This is a genomic window from Ruegeria jejuensis (genome assembly GCF_041537905.1).
Classification (GTDB): domain Bacteria; phylum Pseudomonadota; class Alphaproteobacteria; order Rhodobacterales; family Rhodobacteraceae; genus Ruegeria_C.
In genome coordinates this window covers 431,421-448,713 of record NZ_JBGRUO010000001.1, presented here as the reverse complement: position 1 = coordinate 448,713, position 17,293 = coordinate 431,421, and the positions used below count along the sequence as shown (strand labels likewise).

Below are 17,293 nucleotides of genomic sequence, written 5' to 3'. Positions count from 1 at the left end.
ATCTGATGCCCAGCAGCGCCGATCGCCTTTCGCAACTGCGCGCGCGCGCCGCCGAATTCACCGGCATCGCCTTTGTGCAAGTGGTGGACACCTGCGATCAGCGTGTGTTGCGCGTCTATTTTGCGACCGATCCCACCGCGCTTGACGATCCGTTCGAAGGTGGCACGCCACTGATGCCGGATGACATCCGCATCTATTCGCCCCGCAATGAGGCGGAGGACGTCGACATCAATCCCGATTCTGCGCTGTTCTTATGGGACGATGATCCGGTCGTGGGACGCCGGTATTTGCAAATCGAAGTCCGAGAACCAGGCGGCTTCACCGATTACCGTTTGCGGATTGACGACGAACGCATCGACACCGGATTCAACGACGTCAGCTTTTCTTTCAAAGTCGGATGCGATGACGGTCTGGACTGTGCAGAGCCGGTGGACCCATGTCGCCCTCCTGAGCCCCAGGATGTGGAAGTCGATTATCTTGCACGGGATTTTGTCAGCATGCGCAACGCGCTGTTGGATTTTACGGCGCAGCGCTATCCCAACTGGCAAACCCCGCTTGAGGCCGACGTGGCCATGGTGCCGCTTGAGATCATTGCCGCCCTCGGGGACGAATTGTCCTACTTGCAGGACCGCTACAACCGAGAGGCCTACCTTGAAACGGCCACGGAACGTCGCACGCTGCGGCGCAAGGCGCGGCTGGTTGATTACGAAATCCATGACGGACGGCAAGCCACGACCGTGCTGGAATTGACAATCGCGGATACCAATCCGCCCACCACCCAGGTCCCGGCAAGCGCCGGAGTTTGGGCCCTGGCTGAGGGGCAGGCCCCCATTCCCTTCGAGTTGGGAACCGGATTGCGCGACGCGATTGATGCGTTGGTATTTGGCGTAGACACCCGCTGGAACCCCGGACAGATCACACCCTACGCCATTGATGATAGTGATGCCTGCCTCGCGCCGGGTGCCACTGAGCTTTTGGTGCGCAACGACCCCGCCGGACCTGAAAACCCGGGCGGTGTGGTCTTTCTTGAAGCTGATCTGCCGGAATGGGTCGATCGACAGATACTGCTGCGAGATCTGGCCGCTAACGTGACAGAGACCGAACGTCTGGTCCTTGTGACCGTGGAAGAGGTCGAATTGACCAACGATCCGCTGTTTGCCTTGGATCTCGCACGAATCCGGTGGCGCGCCGATACGGCCCCCCGTTTCCACATCCCGTTGGACGATCTTGAGATTTCCGCAAACATCGTGCCCGCAACATCCGGTGAGACCCGAAGCCAAAGCTTTCGGCTGGGACCACTGCAGGACGGTGATCCTGATGACATGTTGCCCGCCGTCGAACGCGAAGGGCCGCTTTACTCTGATGCTGATCCCAGCCTCGTTGCATCAAACCATGACGCGGACAATGCAGCCGTGCGTCCGCCCATCTATCTGTTGAGCCTGCCTGGAACGGAAGCCGATGGGCTGGCGTTCATCGACTTGCTGGACAACCTGCGCGCCACGCAGCCAGAAATTCACCTCACCGAAGACGGGCAGCCTTTGCAACCGTGGGATTTCCAGCGCGCTCTTTTGTTGTGCGACAGTGACGATCAGGTGTTCACGCTTGAAGACGGCAGTTGGCGGCGCATCGTGGCCTATCAAAGCGGAGACGAACAGATCGTCCATCGCGATTACGCCACCGGCGCCGGGTACACGATCCGCTTTGGCGATGGCGAATTTGGCCGCCTTCCTGCGCGGGACACCGTGTTCCACGTCGACTACCGCCTTGGGTCCGGCACGCGCGCGAACGTGCCTGCCGGTGCGATCAGCGCATTGTCCATCCCCAATCAGATACCGCCACATATCGGCGTGCTGGTGGATGCCGTTGAAGCCGTGCGCAACCCGTTTCCTGTCAGCAACGGACTGGATCCCGAAAGCACGACCGAGATCAAGCTCCTCGCTCCTGATGCATTCAAGGCCGAGACGTTCTTTGCCGTACGCCCCGAAGACTATGGAACGCAGGCCGCACGCCTCGACAGTGTACAGCAGGCGCAAGGCGCCTTTCGCTGGACCGGGTCGTGGTTGTCGGCCACCACAGCGGTCGATCCTGCGGGCTCGGGAATTCTGTCGGATACTGTCAGGCGAGAGGTTCAAACCCTGCTGGACGCGCGGCGGCAAGCGGGACGTCAAGTGATCGTTACGCCGCCACGCTACATCAATCTGGATTTGATCATCACTGTCTGTCTGGCGCGCAACGCCTTTGCCGGACAGGTTGAGCCCCGCATTCATACCGCGCTTTTCGGCGATGTTCAGGGCATGATGCCCGGGTTCTTTTCGCCCGATCGATTTACCTTCGGCACGCCGCTTAGCCGTCCTGCACTGGAGGCCGCCATCGCGGGCGTATCGGGGGTCGAAGCCGTGGTGGACGTTCAACTGCGCATTCATGGCGTGACAGATTTTGCGTCCTTTACCGATTTCACTTTTGACGTGGCGGACGATGAGTTGATCCGCCTGGAAAACCGCCGCCAGTTCCCTGAACGTGGCTCCTTGCAACTGTCCATGGTCGGAGGCGCGTGATGGCCGATGGTTGCGACGACAATACGCCCCATCCGCTTGAGGTGCTTCCCGCAGGGCTCGAGGTGATCCCACGGCAACTGGCGGGATTTCCTGAGATCCGGCAGCGCTTGCTGGAACGGTTGGTGGACTCGGGCAACGCCTTGGGCGGTTGGCGGCCCTATTCGGATGATTTCGGATCCATGTCGCTTGAGATGTGGGCCTATGCTGCCGATATCCTTGGCTTTTACGACGAACGCGTCGTTAATGAGAGCTATCTGGGCACGGCACAGCGGCGCCCGTCGCTGCGCAGGCTCGTAGGCGTGCTGGGTCACACTCCGATTGCTGGGATCGCAGGAACCGCCACACTGGCCGCGCTGGCCGATGGTACAGTGGCCGTAACCGTACCAATGGGCACAGGCGTGCGATCGCGCAGCTTTGACGGCAACCCGGCGCAGGTCTTTGAGACCAATGCAGAGGCCGTTATTCATCCGCTCCTGAATGCGTGGTCCGTGGACCCGTTCCGGCGGAACCCGACCGTGGATTCATCATTTTTCGTGGGCGATACGTCGATTGCCGAAGGTGACAAATCCAAGGACAAGGCCGGAAGTGGCGAAAATCGCGTCAACCGGCTTTTGATGCTGACCGAAGGGTTCGGACTGGCCGAAGCGGAACTGGCGCTGATCGAAGCACGGCCGGGCCATAGTTTCACTGAACAAGTGTCGCGTGTGACTACAACGGAACCCTTCGCAGGCGCGGACGGCAAGACGTATAACCGCGCAGCGTTGAATCCGTTTATCGTCATCGACGAAGAGGTCGATCTCACGCATCTGCGCGCGCGTCGGCCCACGCAGCAAGTCGTGGCGACACTCAATGAACCGGTGGGCGGCGAAAGCGCGCTTGGCACAGTTGGTGGCCAGACCCGCCTGTTCTTGGATGGGGCTCCCGCAGTCTTCCGCGCGGGCGACCCCATCATTGTCGCACGTGATCTCAATGGCGATGATCCGGGCTATTTCTTCACGCGCATCGCGTCGGTGGTCGCGGCGGCGGTGCGGGTCACAAGCATCCCCTCCGAGACGGTCAAGAACACCGAAGGTGACCCGATCCCCATCGAACAGCCTGTGATCGCGGCGACCGAGATGCGCCTTGATCCACCGTTGCCTGCTGCCTTCCTCGACGCAGGGCTTGCCAGTTTCCACCACGGCTTTGTCGAGGCAGGGCAACCCACCAATGTCTGTCGCACTTCGGTCACACCGGCGGATATGGCCGCAAGCGATGGGGTGCCCATCTCCGGAACGGTGCGTCTGCCGCTGGATATGCCCGGGATAACCGCCCAGATCAGCACGCTGTCCGGGGGCGCTCTCGTGTTAGAGGCGCGCTTTCTGCTCACCGATGCCGAAGCCCGGGGGGCCTTGCTGGATGGGCGGTTGAGCGTTGCGCAGGACGGCACCGCAAGGTTCGAAGCGCTTGATGCCGCGCAAATCCCGCACGTGCAATTGCAACTGCCGCTGACCATTCATGGCAACATCCTTGATGTTTCGCGTGGCGAAAGCGTTCGGGGCGAGGTGCTGGGCAGCGGTGACGCGCGCCAACCCAACCAGACGTTCATGCTGCGCAAAAAGGATTTGACCTACCTGCCCGGAGCGATCACCGGGTCCGGCAATTTGCAAGACTCGACACTAACGATCCGTGTCGACGGGATCACCTGGCAGCAAGTGCCGGGGTTCTTTGGCTGCGGGGCGCAGGACCAGGTCTATGTCGTGCGCCATGACGATCAGCAGAACACGATCATTACATTTGGCGATGGCAAGCGCGGTGCGCGCCTGCCGTCAGGGGTCGAGAACGTCATAGCTGATTACCGATATGGTGTCGGCGCGGCGGCCCCGCCTGCCAATGGCATTCGCCAGCTTTCAGGTGCGGTGAAGGGGCTGCGCGCGGTACGCTCGCCTGTAGGTGCGGCCATGGGGCGTGATCCAGATGGACCGGAAGACCTGCGCATCTCTGCGCCTCAGACGGCGCTTTTGCTGGGGCGCAGCGTGTCGACTGTGGATTTTGAGGCACTGGCACGCAACGCGCCGGGCGTGATCGTGGCCACAGCGAATTGGCTGTGGATCCCCGAGCAGTTTCAGGCTGGTGTTGTCGTGCACTATATCGGCGACGCAGATTCGGCCCTGATCACGCAAACGCTCAGTGATCAGGCTGACCCCACCCTGCCGATTTCGGTCACGCAAGCCACGCCGATCCATGTGAATACCGCGCTGACGGTCACGGCCGATCCGGCCTTTGTGGCAAGTGACGTGGCGACTGCGGTGGCGGATCACCTCATGGCGGGCATTTTCAACCTGTCCCACGCCGTGATCGGCGGGACCTTCTGGACCACCGATATATTCGAGGCGGTTGTCGAAGTGCCCGGCGCGCTCTCGGTTGCGGCCCTGACCTTCAGTGGGGACGAGACCACGCTGTTGCCGAACCCCATCGGCGGCACATGCGTGCCAACCGCGCGCTATTTCGACTTTTCCGCCACCGGTGCCCTTACGATCACAGCCGAAACCGCCAGGAACCTGCCGCCCACAAGTCAGAAGGGAGGTGTCGCATGAATGCGCCGACCGCCCGTGACGGCTATGTCCGCTACTATACTGAAAAGCTATGGGCTTTGGTACCCGAGGTCTATCGCAATGAGGATGCAAGCGGAGTTTATCGCGAGCTCATTGCACTGATCGCCGCAGACGCAGCGGATGTGCGTCGCTCCATCGACCGGTTGTGGGAAGACCAGCATATCGAATCCTGCGACGATTGGGCCGTGCCATATATTGGTGCTCTGGTCGGCACACGGCTGGTCTCGGCGCAAGACCGCCGCGCGCGTCGCGCGGATGTGGGCAATACGGTCCGCTTCCGTCGCCGCAGGGGGACGCCGGCACTGCTCGACACGCTCGCACGGGCGCTGTCGGGGTGGGACGTGGTGCTCGAGGAAGGGTTCCGTCAACTGGCGCGCACCCGCCACAGGCTCGACGGGCCCGGCAATGCCGGATTTTTCACCCAGACCCCCACCGGTGGGACGGCAGATCTGCGACACCCCGTGGGTGCCGAGATGGCAAACGGCCCGTTCGGGGAGTTCTTTCACACACTCGATACGCGCCGCCTGCAGGGTGAAACGGGTCGCTTTGGCGTCCGAAAGCTGAATTTCCACATCTACCGAATGCGCGCCTTCGAGATGATTGATGTCGATCCCGTCCAGCTTGGTGACCCAGATGGCGAAGGCAACCTGCGCACCTACACCTTCGATCCTTCGGGGCGCGACTTGGCGCTCTATCTGGGCGGCGACAGCGGGTCTGCGGACGAAAAGGATGCCTTTCTGCGCGGCAATCTTGTCAGCGTCGAACCGCGCGAGTGGCAGATCGTTCAGCCCATGCGCTGCCGTCTTTTGGGACATGTGGTGTATGACATCACGGCGTCGGCCATCCTGTCGCTCGAGGGCTTGGCCGTTCCCCCATTACCAAGCGATCTGGTCGCGCTCGACAGCCTGATCGGCCAGCAGTTTGACAGCGAACAGGCGCTGCGTCGGTGGCTGACGGATCGCGGCGCAGCCATCGGGGCCACACCGCCTGACTGGTACGTTGCACTGCTGGCTGTGGCGCTCGTGGAAGAAACGGGCAAGGCGCAGCTTTACCCGATGGCTGTCGAAGTCAGCGCACAGAGCGCGCCCTATCCGGTCGAGCGTATCTCTGCCGGCAACCTTGCCGATCCGCGCCGCCATCCGATCCCGCCGGGCGAAGTGGCGCAACTGTTGATCTACCCCGAGACAGGCTATTTCGCCTCCGTTCCGTCGGAAGAACCTGCGGATTTCGTGCCACTGGCCAGCCGATACTACTATGGATTTCCGGCCGAGATCGGCGCCGGCCCCTATCCACGTCCCGCGCTGGATCAAAGCCCAGCCAACACGGCAACGGACGGCGTCGCCCCCAATGGCGGTGCGGTTGGTGATGACGGGCTGCTCATCACTGACAATCGCAGTTACGACCTGATATTTTCGAATGCCGCGCCGCTTACCTCTCCATCGATCTTGACCGTTGGCGCGCAGCGTCGCCCCTTTGTCCGGGTGGCCGGTGACACACCGACAACGCCCACCTTGCAACCCGCGGGTATCGACTCCGTCCTGACCATCGACGGCGGGTGGTACGCAGCACAGGACCCCAACGGTGCTTTGGCCGCAGGCGTGCCGGTCGATTTCACCCTCGAAGGGGCAACCGGCGCCGACGCGGGCGACTTCGATTTCGACCTGATCAGTGTCACTTTTGCCACGCTCGATCCGGGCGGTGCGCGTGCAGACGGCACCGTTATCCCCGCCCTGCGCCTGCGCGTTGCGGCTCGTATCCGGCGCCTCGTCATTCAAAGTGCGATCACCGGACCCATTGTTGTCGAGGACGCAGGCGCTGGTGATCCTTCCGTGGTCGATGAGCTCTTGGTGTGCCAGTCGATTGTCGATGCCTCCCAAATCTCGTCTGGTGTTGCAATTTCGAACCCGTTTGGCCGGGTGATCCTCGAAGGGGCCACGGTGCTCGGCGATCTGGAGGCAATGCGGCTGGATGCGACCGACAGTCTGGTGCGCGGTGTGATCCGCGTGGTGAACAACCAAGATGGGTGTTTCCGCTTTAGCGCGACACTCGATGCCCCGAACCGCCGCCTGCCGCCAGGCTTTCGCAGCATTGTCGGACCGATCCCGGCGGGCTTTTTCAACTCACGCCGGTTTGGCGATGCGCATTATGCCCAATTGTCGCCCTTAGCCTTGCCCTTATCAACGGCCGCGGAAAACGGGTCAGAAGTCGGAGCGTTTTCGCATTTGATCACGCCGATCCGCTTGGCCAGCATTCGTGCAAAAGTGAATGAATTCGGACCTGTGGGTCAGCTGGCGCAATATCTGTTTGCCGATGATCCGGTGCTTGATGCGCCCTTCCAGTCCGAGCCGGTTTTTGTCACGCCGCCGGACATAACGCCGCCCGAACCACCCAGCCCGGGTGCGCTCATTCCCGAACCGCCACCGCAACCTCCACAGCCGCTCCCGACACGATGCCCGGATGATCCAGAGCCTGATCCCGACCCAGACCCTGATCCCGATCCGGACCCCCAAATCAGGGACGGTCTCGTGGCGCTCAACTTGCTCAATGCTGACTTAGGCGGCGCACCGGAGTTCTGGCGCGATGTGGACTGGCTGCCTGATCCAAATCGAGAGATCGATCCCAGTGCACCGATGCGCCCGGGGATTCCGTTCGACAAGGTGGATTATCTGCTGGAATACGACGCGCGCTTGGGCAGCAGACCCGAGGCGCAAGGCTGGAGTGCAACCGGCCCTGCCACGGCCCGCTTCCGGCTCGAAGACGGGCAATTGGCCATGTTGGCACCGCCTGCTGGCAACCCCGTGTTCTTCTCGGCTTCTGTCCCTCTCGATAGAGGCGTGCCCGAGCAGATACACTGCTACGCCGTGGTGGCTCCCGGTGCTGCGGGCCGGGCCGTGGATGGGCCTCGAGGCTTCTTCGAAGTGCGCCACGGCGTGCAGACCGATACGTCAATCACCGGAACGCGCGGGGGCTGGCGCGAGACGGGCGGCGGGCTGCAATTCCAATATGTAAGGATGGATGGGGGCAGCGCGGTCAGGCCAGTGACGCAAGAGGCTCGCGGTGATTTGCGATCCGTCTGGCAAAGGCTATCGATGCAAGCCGATCTGTTCGCGGAAGAAACCCTGCTGAGCGTTGGCGGTGCCATCGATCACCTGCCCCTAGGTGCCTTCGGATCGGTACCGGACCCGGAGGGTGATCCGGCGTTCGTGGCGCAGTTCGGCCTGTTCAATCGCAGACTGGGCGGGCAGGCTTGGCTGCGCAACGCGGTGTTTTCGGCACCGGGTCGTTTTGTGCGCGTCAGGTTGAGGGCTGTGGTGCCCGGTGATGATCCGATCCTCAGGCTTGTGTTTATCGCAGATCAGACAACACCTGGCGATGCGGTATTCCTCGTGCGCTACAGCGACGTTCCGCAGCAGACCCGGACCGGCCTTGCCGGGACCCAGACCGCAGGTGCCGTTACGGCCCTCTTAGGCAACGACACTCTCATTCTGGATCTGCGCATGACCGGGTTGCGCGACCGGCGCGCGGCCACGCTTTTGATCGAACGCAACTCTTTTGCCGACGCTGACACCTTGCGCGGGTCGTTGCGCCTGATATCGGCCAGCCTATTGCCAACACAAGGAGGCGACACATGATCGTACTCGGACCCCGCGACGCGGATCTTGGCGGTGCCCCGGACTATTGGCGCGAGGGGTTCTGGCGGCCCGACACGCTGCTGCGTCGGCCTCGCATCTGCAATTTCACCTCGATCCCGTTCGACAAATGTGATCGCGTTATGGAATACGACGCGCGCCGCGCCGAAGCGCCTTCTCCTGAAGAACAGGGCTGGAACTTTGACGGAGCGACACCGGACATATGGCGCCATGACGCGGAGAATGGTGTTTTGGAATTCCGGTCGGAATTCCAGACACCCTCCATCTGGCGCTTTGATGAGGATATCGAAACCCTGCCGGATCGCGGCGCTGCCTATGGGCTTTTTCTGATCAGTGAACCGGCTGCGGAAGACCGCGAACCGGGGCTCGACTTCATCTTTCGCGCGCTCCCCGAGGAAGGGAGGATGCGCGGCATGCGTGCGTGTTATTCACGCCTGTTTCACTGGCGCAGCCTCGACAGTTCAGAAGTGCGCCCGCTTCTGCGCGCCGCAGCCGAGCCCGAGATCGAACAGGTCTGGCATGATTTCGGGATGGATGCCGAACTGACCGGGGCCGAAATCGATCTTGATGACTTTGATCGCGACGATGGCGGCAAGACAATCGGCAGCCTAGACGGGATCGTTACGAATGAAGATCGCCGCATCTTCCTCTACGCGCGCGAAGATGCCCCGCCGCTGTCGGCCATTTTTGGGTTTATCGAGCAAGGCGCGAATATGCGCGGGATGATCCGAAACTACGTGGCGTCGTTCCCCGGTGTTTTCTTGCGGCCAGCATTCCGGGCGTTCGTTCCGTCCGAGCGCGCACGCCTGCGCCTCGTATTCTGCAGGGCCCCGGGTGATGATGACAGGGACGGGGGGGCGATCATTCAGGTGCGCTTTGCCACCCCCAGTTCCGGGCTGCGCGACAACACGCTGCCGCAAAACGCGGCTGACCCGGTCGAGCTGCGCTTTGATGGAGTGCCGCCCGGTAGCTTGGTGGAAGTAGAGATACCCCTAGAGGGTCTGCGCGCAGGCGAGCCGCTTCATTTTACGGTCGAACGAGATTGGCGGCGCGACGAAGACAACCTGCGCAACACAGTCCACCTGTTGTCGCTCATTCTCGAAGAGGCGCAGTGAGATGAGCAGCACGGACGTCACCCGACTTTTGAAGGCCAGCAAGAAGGCCTATGTCGGCACGCGCGTCCAACAGGCGCGTCGGTTGCTCGACAGCGATGTGAATGAGGGGCGCGTTGCCCGCGCGGATGACTTTACCGCCGCGTTGCGTGATGTGGTTGGACTGCGCGGCAGCCGGGATGAAGGTTTCATGCCAGACCTTGTTGTCGGGCAGGTTGTTCAGTCGCGCCTTGTGCGCTTTGGCGCGTTGGTGCAGGCTTTTGTGCTGGACTACGATCTCAAACCCGGCGCGATGCATCTGGGTGGCTGGTATGTGGAACAGCCCAAGGCTACATCGGCGGTGTTCCAGCGGGAGTTTCTGCAAATCGGACCGGCGGCGGCGCCACTGGCGCAGATCGGCACGCAAAACCAGCTGTCTGTCTTGCGTGTCTGGGAACAACCCGTCAGTGCTATCGAAGACGCCGAGCTTTTGGAGCCGGCGTTGCATGGTGCGGACGGGGCGCTGCGATCGCGCCGGATGCGACGGGTCGAAACACGCACCGTCGATGCCGAAAACTGCGCGACCGCATTTGACGAAGTGCTCGAAGTGCTCGGCAATGGTGAGACGGCGACCTATCACGCGGATACCGGTGTACTGGAATCAAACGCACGCATGCAACTGACTTTCGGCACCGAGCCGCCCGGCGATTGCCCCGGCTGTGATCCGACGCTGCGCGGGCGCTATCTGGGTAGTGAGGATCAGGCCATCCGCGTCATGCTAGCCTCCGCCGACACCTATGTCTGGGCAACGGATGAGGGCGCGCCGATTTATCGGGCCAAGGTCATTCTGGATGGCGGCGGGGCGCAGGTTGAAATGCTGACGCCACCAAAAGACAGCTTTCACGAACCGGAAACCGACCGCGTTGTCGAATTGCTACCCTGGTCCGCCCTTTTGGAGAACGGACAACCCAGCGGAGGCAAAGGTTTTGACCAACCGCTGAGCAACGAGAAGGTGGCAGAACGCGTCGGTCTCTTGGGCTCGGTCGACGTGCCCTACAACACCCTCGACCGGACGTTCCATGTGCAGCTCGATGCACAGGCGGTGCAAGCTCTGGGACAGGCTGCAAACAAAAAGTCGTCGCAGACGCCAGAGGAAGCCGCGCAAAAGGCTGTCAAAGCGGGCACACCGCCCGGACAGGAGGTGGTCGCCCTGGAATGGGATGCCAACCACCCAAACGCTGCGGAGTTGAACCCCGGCGATGCTGAGAACGGGGCCGATGTCGGCTATGTCTATCTGAGGATATGGCACCGCAAGCGGCCGGGTGAAGGCACGGCCATCCCCCTGGCCGCCGGGTTGCCCTTGGGTCGGACCGGGGTCGTGCCGGTCTTTGGTGGTTCAGGGCGACGCGGCGATTACTGGCGCGCCACGTTGCGCACGGCGCAACCGGACCGAATCCAGCCCTGGAACATAATGGCAGAAGGCGGACAACCCCCGGATGGTCCGGTCGAGGTGGTCGCCCCCCTCGCGCTGGTGCAATGGCGTTCGTTTTTTGGGCAGTCCCATGAAGTTCTGGCTATCGAGGATTGTCGTCCCAACCTGCCGGCCATCACGAACCGGGGCTGTTGCACCCATGTGGTCGGGGACGGCGCAGGCGCGCGGTACCAGAGCGTGCAGGCCGCAATCGATGCCTTGCCCGCCTCAGGTGGGCGGATCTGCGTCCGGGAAGGCGACTTTGACGGTGCCTTCGATCTGCGGGGGCGCGACAGTGTCATCATCGAGGGGTGCGGCACGCGAACGATCCTGCGCGCCTCAAGCACCGATGCCCCCATCGCCCGATTGGAAAGCGCGGATGGCCGTGTAACCTTGCGTAATCTGACATTCGAGGCTGCGGGTCAGGTCGCCGTGGAACTGGTCGGAACGGGGTTTGTTCTTCAGGATCTGAGGTTGCGTTGCACAGCGAGCGAGGGCGCGCCGGTGCAGAACGCGATCCGGGCCATCGATGTGGCCAGCAGCTCCATACGCCGCTGCCAAATCCAAACTGCACCAGGTGCGTCGACCCATAGCGCCGTTCAGATACGCGCGTTGGGGGACGTGCTGCTCGAAGGCAATCAATTCACGCATCAGGGGGTACTCTCAAATCGCGCATGGGGCGGAATTCACGTCATGGGCGACAGCACCGGGCTTGAGATACGCGGCAACCGGATCCGCGGGGCGCTGGGTCAAGGCATCACGCTTGGCAGCGTCGCGTGGCGTGCGATTGATGGCAGCGTTCTGGCGCGCGCTGGGACCGGGTTCGGACAAGTGCTGGGCGACGGCGATGATCCGTTTCCCACAGCACGACTTGGAGTTGTCGCCGTGGAAGGGCAGGACTATTTCCCCGAACCGGACCTGCCCATCTCTGATCTGCTCATTGCCGACAACGAAATCACCGGCTGTATCGGTAGCGGTATTGGCGCGCTGGCCCTGAATGTCGTGCATTCTGATGTCGCCCGCGCCGCCCCCTTGTGCATGCGGCGCGAAACCTTTGTCCTAAGCGGAACAATCCGAGGAAACCGGCTGCACGACAATGCCGCCGGTCCGGGTGCGCCAGACGCAGACCGCACCCGCGGCGGGATCACCTTTTCGGATGCGCAGGAAGTCACAGTTGAAGATAACGAGATTTCTGGGCCCAGCCGAAACGAGGTGTCCGGCCCACGATGTGGGATATTTGCCGCGTTCGGGTCGGGCATTGTCTTGCGCAAAAACAAGATCGACCTGGGTGCCGGTGCCACTAACACAGGCCGTGATCTTTCCGGCGGGATCATTCTGACCGCGCGGTCAGAAGAAAATCTGGTTGAGGTCGTGTTGCAGGACACCCTGATCAGGGACGTTCGCGTCGTTGAAAATTCGGTGACCTGTGGCTTTGGACCAGCTCTTACGCTACTCGCAGGCGGGCTTTGCGACATTTCGGGCAATACGTTGGAAACCGCAGCCGACAGTTTTGGCGGCGGCCCGTTTGGTGCCGCGACCGTCGCCATCGTTCATCCCAGCCGCATTGCCGAAGCAATCGACTTGCCCACGCAAGAGCCGAGTCCGGATCGCTGGGTCCAACCCATTGGCTTGCAAACCTTCTTGGCCGGTGCTGCGCAAAGCATCGCGGCGACAGGCGGTGTGCAGGTCTGCGACAATCAGATTTCCACCCGCTTGGCCGGGACCCAGAGCGACGGCGCGGCGATTCCGGTGCTGGTGCTGTCCCGTGGCAGCGTCACATGCACTGACAATCAACTCAGCGCGCACGTGCCAGACGAAACGGTGTTCGCGCATGCCTTGGTCATCGGGGCAACTGTCACAGCAACCGGCAACCGGGTCGCCGAGACTGTAGAAAGCACGCAGCTGTCGCTTGCGGTCGCAGCGCCGTTTTTGACGTCCGGCTTTGACAACCAACTGACCCATTGCCCCGTCATCTTCGGCTGCGAGAACCATCAGGCGGACCGCTATTTTGCCGAAGGCGGCAACCTAAATTGGTTCCGGCTGCAGTCCCAGCGCTGCGAAGCGCTTGCATCGGAAGTCCAGCCCGCCCTCAACGCATTCTGCACCGCCGTTTTTGGTTCGATACAGACCCCAAGCCCAGTTGGAGGGCTGTCCACGTTTACACGGAGGAATGGCCCATGAACGCCAGCGACATCTCCCGTTTCCTGCTGCAACCGCGCAAGCATTATGTCGATGCGATGGAACAGCAAGGCCGCGTCGTCACGGACGCGGACCGCAATGAAGGCGCCGCACTGGATGATGAAGATCGGCGTCGCGTCCTGCGCGACCTGATCGGCCCGACCGGTAGTCCGGACCAGGGCTTTGCCGTGGACCTGCAGGTGGGCGACGCGGTCATTCCACAGCCAGTCTCCTATAACGGGCAAGCTGCAGTGGATGTGTTACCCTACACGCTTTTGCCCGGCGCGCTATATATCGAGGGGCAGCGATACGCGCACCTGGGCGACGTTGTGGCACTCCAATCCGAGTTCCTGCAGATGGATTCGGGCTCAGCCCCGTTGGCAAATCCCAGCGAGATGCATTCGCAACTGGTCTATCTCAGCGCAACCGAGCAATGGGTCACATCGATCGAGGATGCGGAGTTTCACGAGGTTGCGCTGGGACATGTGGACACCGCCACGCGGGTGCGACGCATGGCGCATGCCGAAGTCGCCGAAGTCGACAACGGGCTGAGTTGCGAAGAGTCCTGGACCGCCGTGCGGGACGGGATAGAGGCGTCAACGGGCGGGACGTTCAATGCCAGTGGCACGCAGCTGCAATCCCCAGCGCGGCTACGTTTGACACTCGTGCCGGGTGAGGCGCTGGATCCGTGTGCACCCTGCTCGCCCGACGATCCGGGTCGGTATCTGGGAGCCGAGAACACGGCGTTGCGCATTATGATGGCCGCGTCTGACCGATATGTTTTTGCAACCGACAATGCTGCAGGCATATACCGCGTGCGTATCAACGCCCCTGAGGACGGCACCATCCCCGTTGAGATGCTGACGCTGCCCCGCGATGCCACCCGCTGGCCGCTTCGCAACACGGTGGTGGAAGTTATGCCGTGGGGGGCCCTCCTGGACCAGGGGGAAAAGGTGGCCGATGCGGGGGTGTTTTTGCGGGTAAGCGAAGGGTTTGATCCCGATACAAACCAGTTCGGCCTTGACGCGACTGACCTGCCTGCGCTGGCGGCACTGACCCGGCAATGGGACGATGCGCACCCGAACCGGGCTTATCTTCCGAACGACAATGACCCCGATGGTGACTATGTCTTTGTCCGGTTCTGGCACCGGTTGGCGAATGACGACGACCCGGTTCTGCTGGACACGGCCGGTCCGCATACGTTGCTGAACACGCTTGGAATTGAACCGGTCTTTGAGGGGGCCGGGATCACACGTGATTTCTGGATGGCGACCTTGCGTCCCAACACGCCACGCACGGTGGTGCCGTGGGACCTGACACAGGCAGGTGGTGTGCCACCGCATGGACCACAGCGCCTATTTGCGCCGCTGTCGACGATCACCTTCCGCCCGCCAGAGGCTGGTGAGCCGGAAAATGCCGAGGTTGTCGAAACGGTGCAGGATTGTCGCGCGCGTTTCAACCCGCTGGTTGATGGCGATGGGTGCTGTACGCACAGCGTGGGTGACGGTGTCACCTCGGTTGGCGATTACACGTCGATCCAGACTGCAGTCGACAACCTGCCCGCCGAAGGCGGCAAGGTCTGCCTCCTGCCTGGGGTGTACAGTGAGGAGGTGCAGATCGACCGTGACGACGTGATCCTTGAGGGCTGCGGGTTTCAAAGCGTGATGCGCAGCCCTATTGCTGAAGACCCGGCCCCGGGCTTGATCTATGTCACCGGATCGCGCGTGACCCTGCGCGACGTGACTCTGCAAACCGTGGCGCAGGTCGGAGTGCAGATCAACGCACCCGATGGCGACGCCGACACCGTGCTCAGCGGTCAGCACCTATACGGGCTCGTGGTGCTGGCCGATCAACGCGAGGGCGAAGGCGGGCAGACCCGGTCCGGCATCGATATCCGCAACGCGCAGAATGTGGTGGTGACGGGGTGTGAGGTGCAGCTTGATGGATCACTGACGGATGATGCGGCGCTGTTTGCGCAAGGCGAAGACATAACGATCTCAGAGTGCCGGATCGAAAGCCTGCCGGATACGGGCGACAGCTCGGCCTGGGCCGGGATTCAACTGGGTGGCGGAAGTCAGCGTATGCATCTTGATCGCAATGTGATCCGCGGTGGGGTCGGACACGGGATCACATTGGGCAGCCTCGTTTGGACGTCCGAAACCTCCACCACAACAACGACAAGAGGCTTTGGTGCAGGCACCGGGCTTTTGAACCCTTTGGACCCGTGTGCGCCCAGCTTCTCCGTGGTGCGCCCGGTCACCGTTGAGGAGACACGTTATGACGCCAGTTCTGCGGGCGATCTGGAAGATATTCGGATTACGGACAACCTGATCGAGGGTATGTCCGCCAATGGCATCTCGGTTCTGACCCTGCTGCCGCTCGACGAAGACGAAGGGCAGGGGGATCTGATTACCACCGACCGGATCACCATCCAGCGCAACCGCATCCGAAACTGCGTGGATCAGTCAAACCGCCTGCGGGACCTCGCCCCGGCACCCAAGGTCAAGAAGCTCGATGAGGGCGAGGCGGAACTTGGTGGCCAGTTCACGGTCAGCGACACACGGGATAGTGGCGTATTTCTGGTGGAAGGCGAGGGCATCCACGTGATCGGCAACGACATCCGCGACAACGGTACAGGTGATCCAAACCCGATTGCGGGTGTGTCAATTCTCTATGGCGACCGGATCGTGATCGAGGATAACCACATTCGCAACAACGGCTTGCAACAGTCAGGCGGCATTCCTTCGGCGGATGGGACCGGCGCTGGCATCTTTGTCTCGCTCGCCGGTGTCGCCTCGAATACGGAGACGCAGAATCAAGCGGATCCGTTCGGGTTTTCCTTGCGTGCCAAAGGCAACGTGGTTGATCATCCGAATGGCCCTGCCCTGGCCGCGCGGGCCACGGGGCCGGTGTCTGTGGTGGGCAATCACCTCTTTTCCAACGGCAGCAACGCCGTAGCGCAAGAGGCGGGCAAAGCCGCCTGCGTGGCCATCACCAATCTGGGCGCACCGGCAGAGGCGACGGACCTGCCCGCGGGCGAGCCGTCCGAAGACCGGTGGTTGATGCCCGACGGAACACCCGATTACTTGCAGCGCGACACCGACCCTCCTGGGGCCGAACCGCGCATCGGTCCCGGCGGGCGCATTCTGTTCTCCCGCAACCAGGTGACCCTGCGCTGGGTATCGCCATCAGATGTGGGCACAGGGCTGCAATCGGGATTTTCTGTTGCGTTATGCACGCAGGACAGCGTCGAATGCACCTCCAACCAGTTCTCTCTCAATGTCGAGGATCCGGGCACCAAGAAAAGCGGGGACACCGTCTTTGCCCGCCAGCCCCGCATGTCGGCCCATGTGGTGACCGTGGGGGCCACCGCGAATTTCAGCCGCAACCGTATTGCCGAAGGCGTCAACGATGCGCTGATGTCGCATCTGACGCTGGGCGGGTTTCTGGCCTCAAGCACGGACAACCTTTCGACGCATCTGGGCTTTGTTTCGACCCTGCGCAGTTTTGAAGCGGGCACGCCGAACCCACCCGGTGGCGATCCGCTGTACTGGGTGAACCGGGGCAACCTCGTTCTACTGGCACCGGTGGAAGAAACCAGCGGTTCGACCCTTGTCTCGCTCTCGACCGTGCGCAGTACAGCCAATCAGTTGTTCGCAGCCTTTGCGGAAGGGTGCCTGGGCGTGGATCAGGGGACCGACTTTACCTTTGATCTGATTGCAGTTCTGGGGAGCTTGCCCAGCGATGGTTAGGACCG

Annotated in this window: 6 protein-coding genes; all 6 read left to right on the top strand. The window is 62.1% G+C overall.

The window, feature by feature from the left end:
* Window positions 1-5 precede the first annotated feature (5 nt).
* The 6 genes from AB1E34_RS02415 to AB1E34_RS02390 are packed head-to-tail and all read left to right on the top strand — an operon-like array spanning window position 6 to window position 17,288.
* A complete protein-coding gene (locus AB1E34_RS02415; RefSeq protein WP_372570739.1) occupies window positions 6-2,555 on the top strand; it encodes a baseplate J/gp47 family protein in 2,550 nt (849 codons plus the stop codon).
* Window positions 2,555-5,128 (top strand): baseplate J/gp47 family protein, encoded by a 2,574-nt coding sequence (locus tag AB1E34_RS02410; RefSeq protein WP_372570738.1) that lies wholly within the window; start codon window positions 2,555-2,557, stop codon window positions 5,126-5,128. The genes AB1E34_RS02415 and AB1E34_RS02410 overlap by 1 nt, the downstream gene beginning before the upstream one ends.
* Window positions 5,125-8,778, top strand: a complete 3,654-nt coding sequence (locus AB1E34_RS02405; protein ID WP_372570737.1) for a hypothetical protein — start codon at window positions 5,125-5,127, stop codon at window positions 8,776-8,778. Before AB1E34_RS02410 ends, AB1E34_RS02405 begins: the two co-directional genes overlap by 4 nt.
* Entirely contained in the window at window positions 8,775-9,911 is a 1,137-nt protein-coding gene (locus AB1E34_RS02400; protein WP_372570736.1) for a hypothetical protein, read from the top strand. The genes AB1E34_RS02405 and AB1E34_RS02400 overlap by 4 nt, the downstream gene beginning before the upstream one ends.
* Before the next feature lies 1 nt (window position 9,912).
* Window positions 9,913-13,539 (top strand): hypothetical protein, encoded by a 3,627-nt coding sequence (locus tag AB1E34_RS02395; RefSeq protein ID WP_372570735.1) that lies wholly within the window; start codon window positions 9,913-9,915, stop codon window positions 13,537-13,539.
* Entirely contained in the window at window positions 13,536-17,288 is a 3,753-nt protein-coding gene (locus tag AB1E34_RS02390; protein WP_372570734.1) for a DUF6519 domain-containing protein, read from the top strand. The genes AB1E34_RS02395 and AB1E34_RS02390 overlap by 4 nt, the downstream gene beginning before the upstream one ends.
* The last annotated feature ends 5 nt before the right edge of the window (window positions 17,289-17,293 follow it).

Bases quoted from the DNA above. Each gene is read 5' to 3' on its own strand.
- AB1E34_RS02415 (WP_372570739.1), top strand. From the start codon at position 6: ATGCCCAGCAGCGCCGATCGCCTTTCGCAACTGCGCGCGCGCGCCGCC.
- AB1E34_RS02410 (WP_372570738.1), top strand. From the start codon at position 2,555: ATGGCCGATGGTTGCGACGACAATACGCCCCATCCGCTTGAGGTGCTT.
- AB1E34_RS02405 (WP_372570737.1), top strand. From the start codon at position 5,125: ATGAATGCGCCGACCGCCCGTGACGGCTATGTCCGCTACTATACTGAA.
- AB1E34_RS02400 (WP_372570736.1), top strand. From the start codon at position 8,775: ATGATCGTACTCGGACCCCGCGACGCGGATCTTGGCGGTGCCCCGGAC.
- AB1E34_RS02395 (WP_372570735.1), top strand. From the start codon at position 9,913: ATGAGCAGCACGGACGTCACCCGACTTTTGAAGGCCAGCAAGAAGGCC.
- AB1E34_RS02390 (WP_372570734.1), top strand. From the start codon at position 13,536: ATGAACGCCAGCGACATCTCCCGTTTCCTGCTGCAACCGCGCAAGCAT.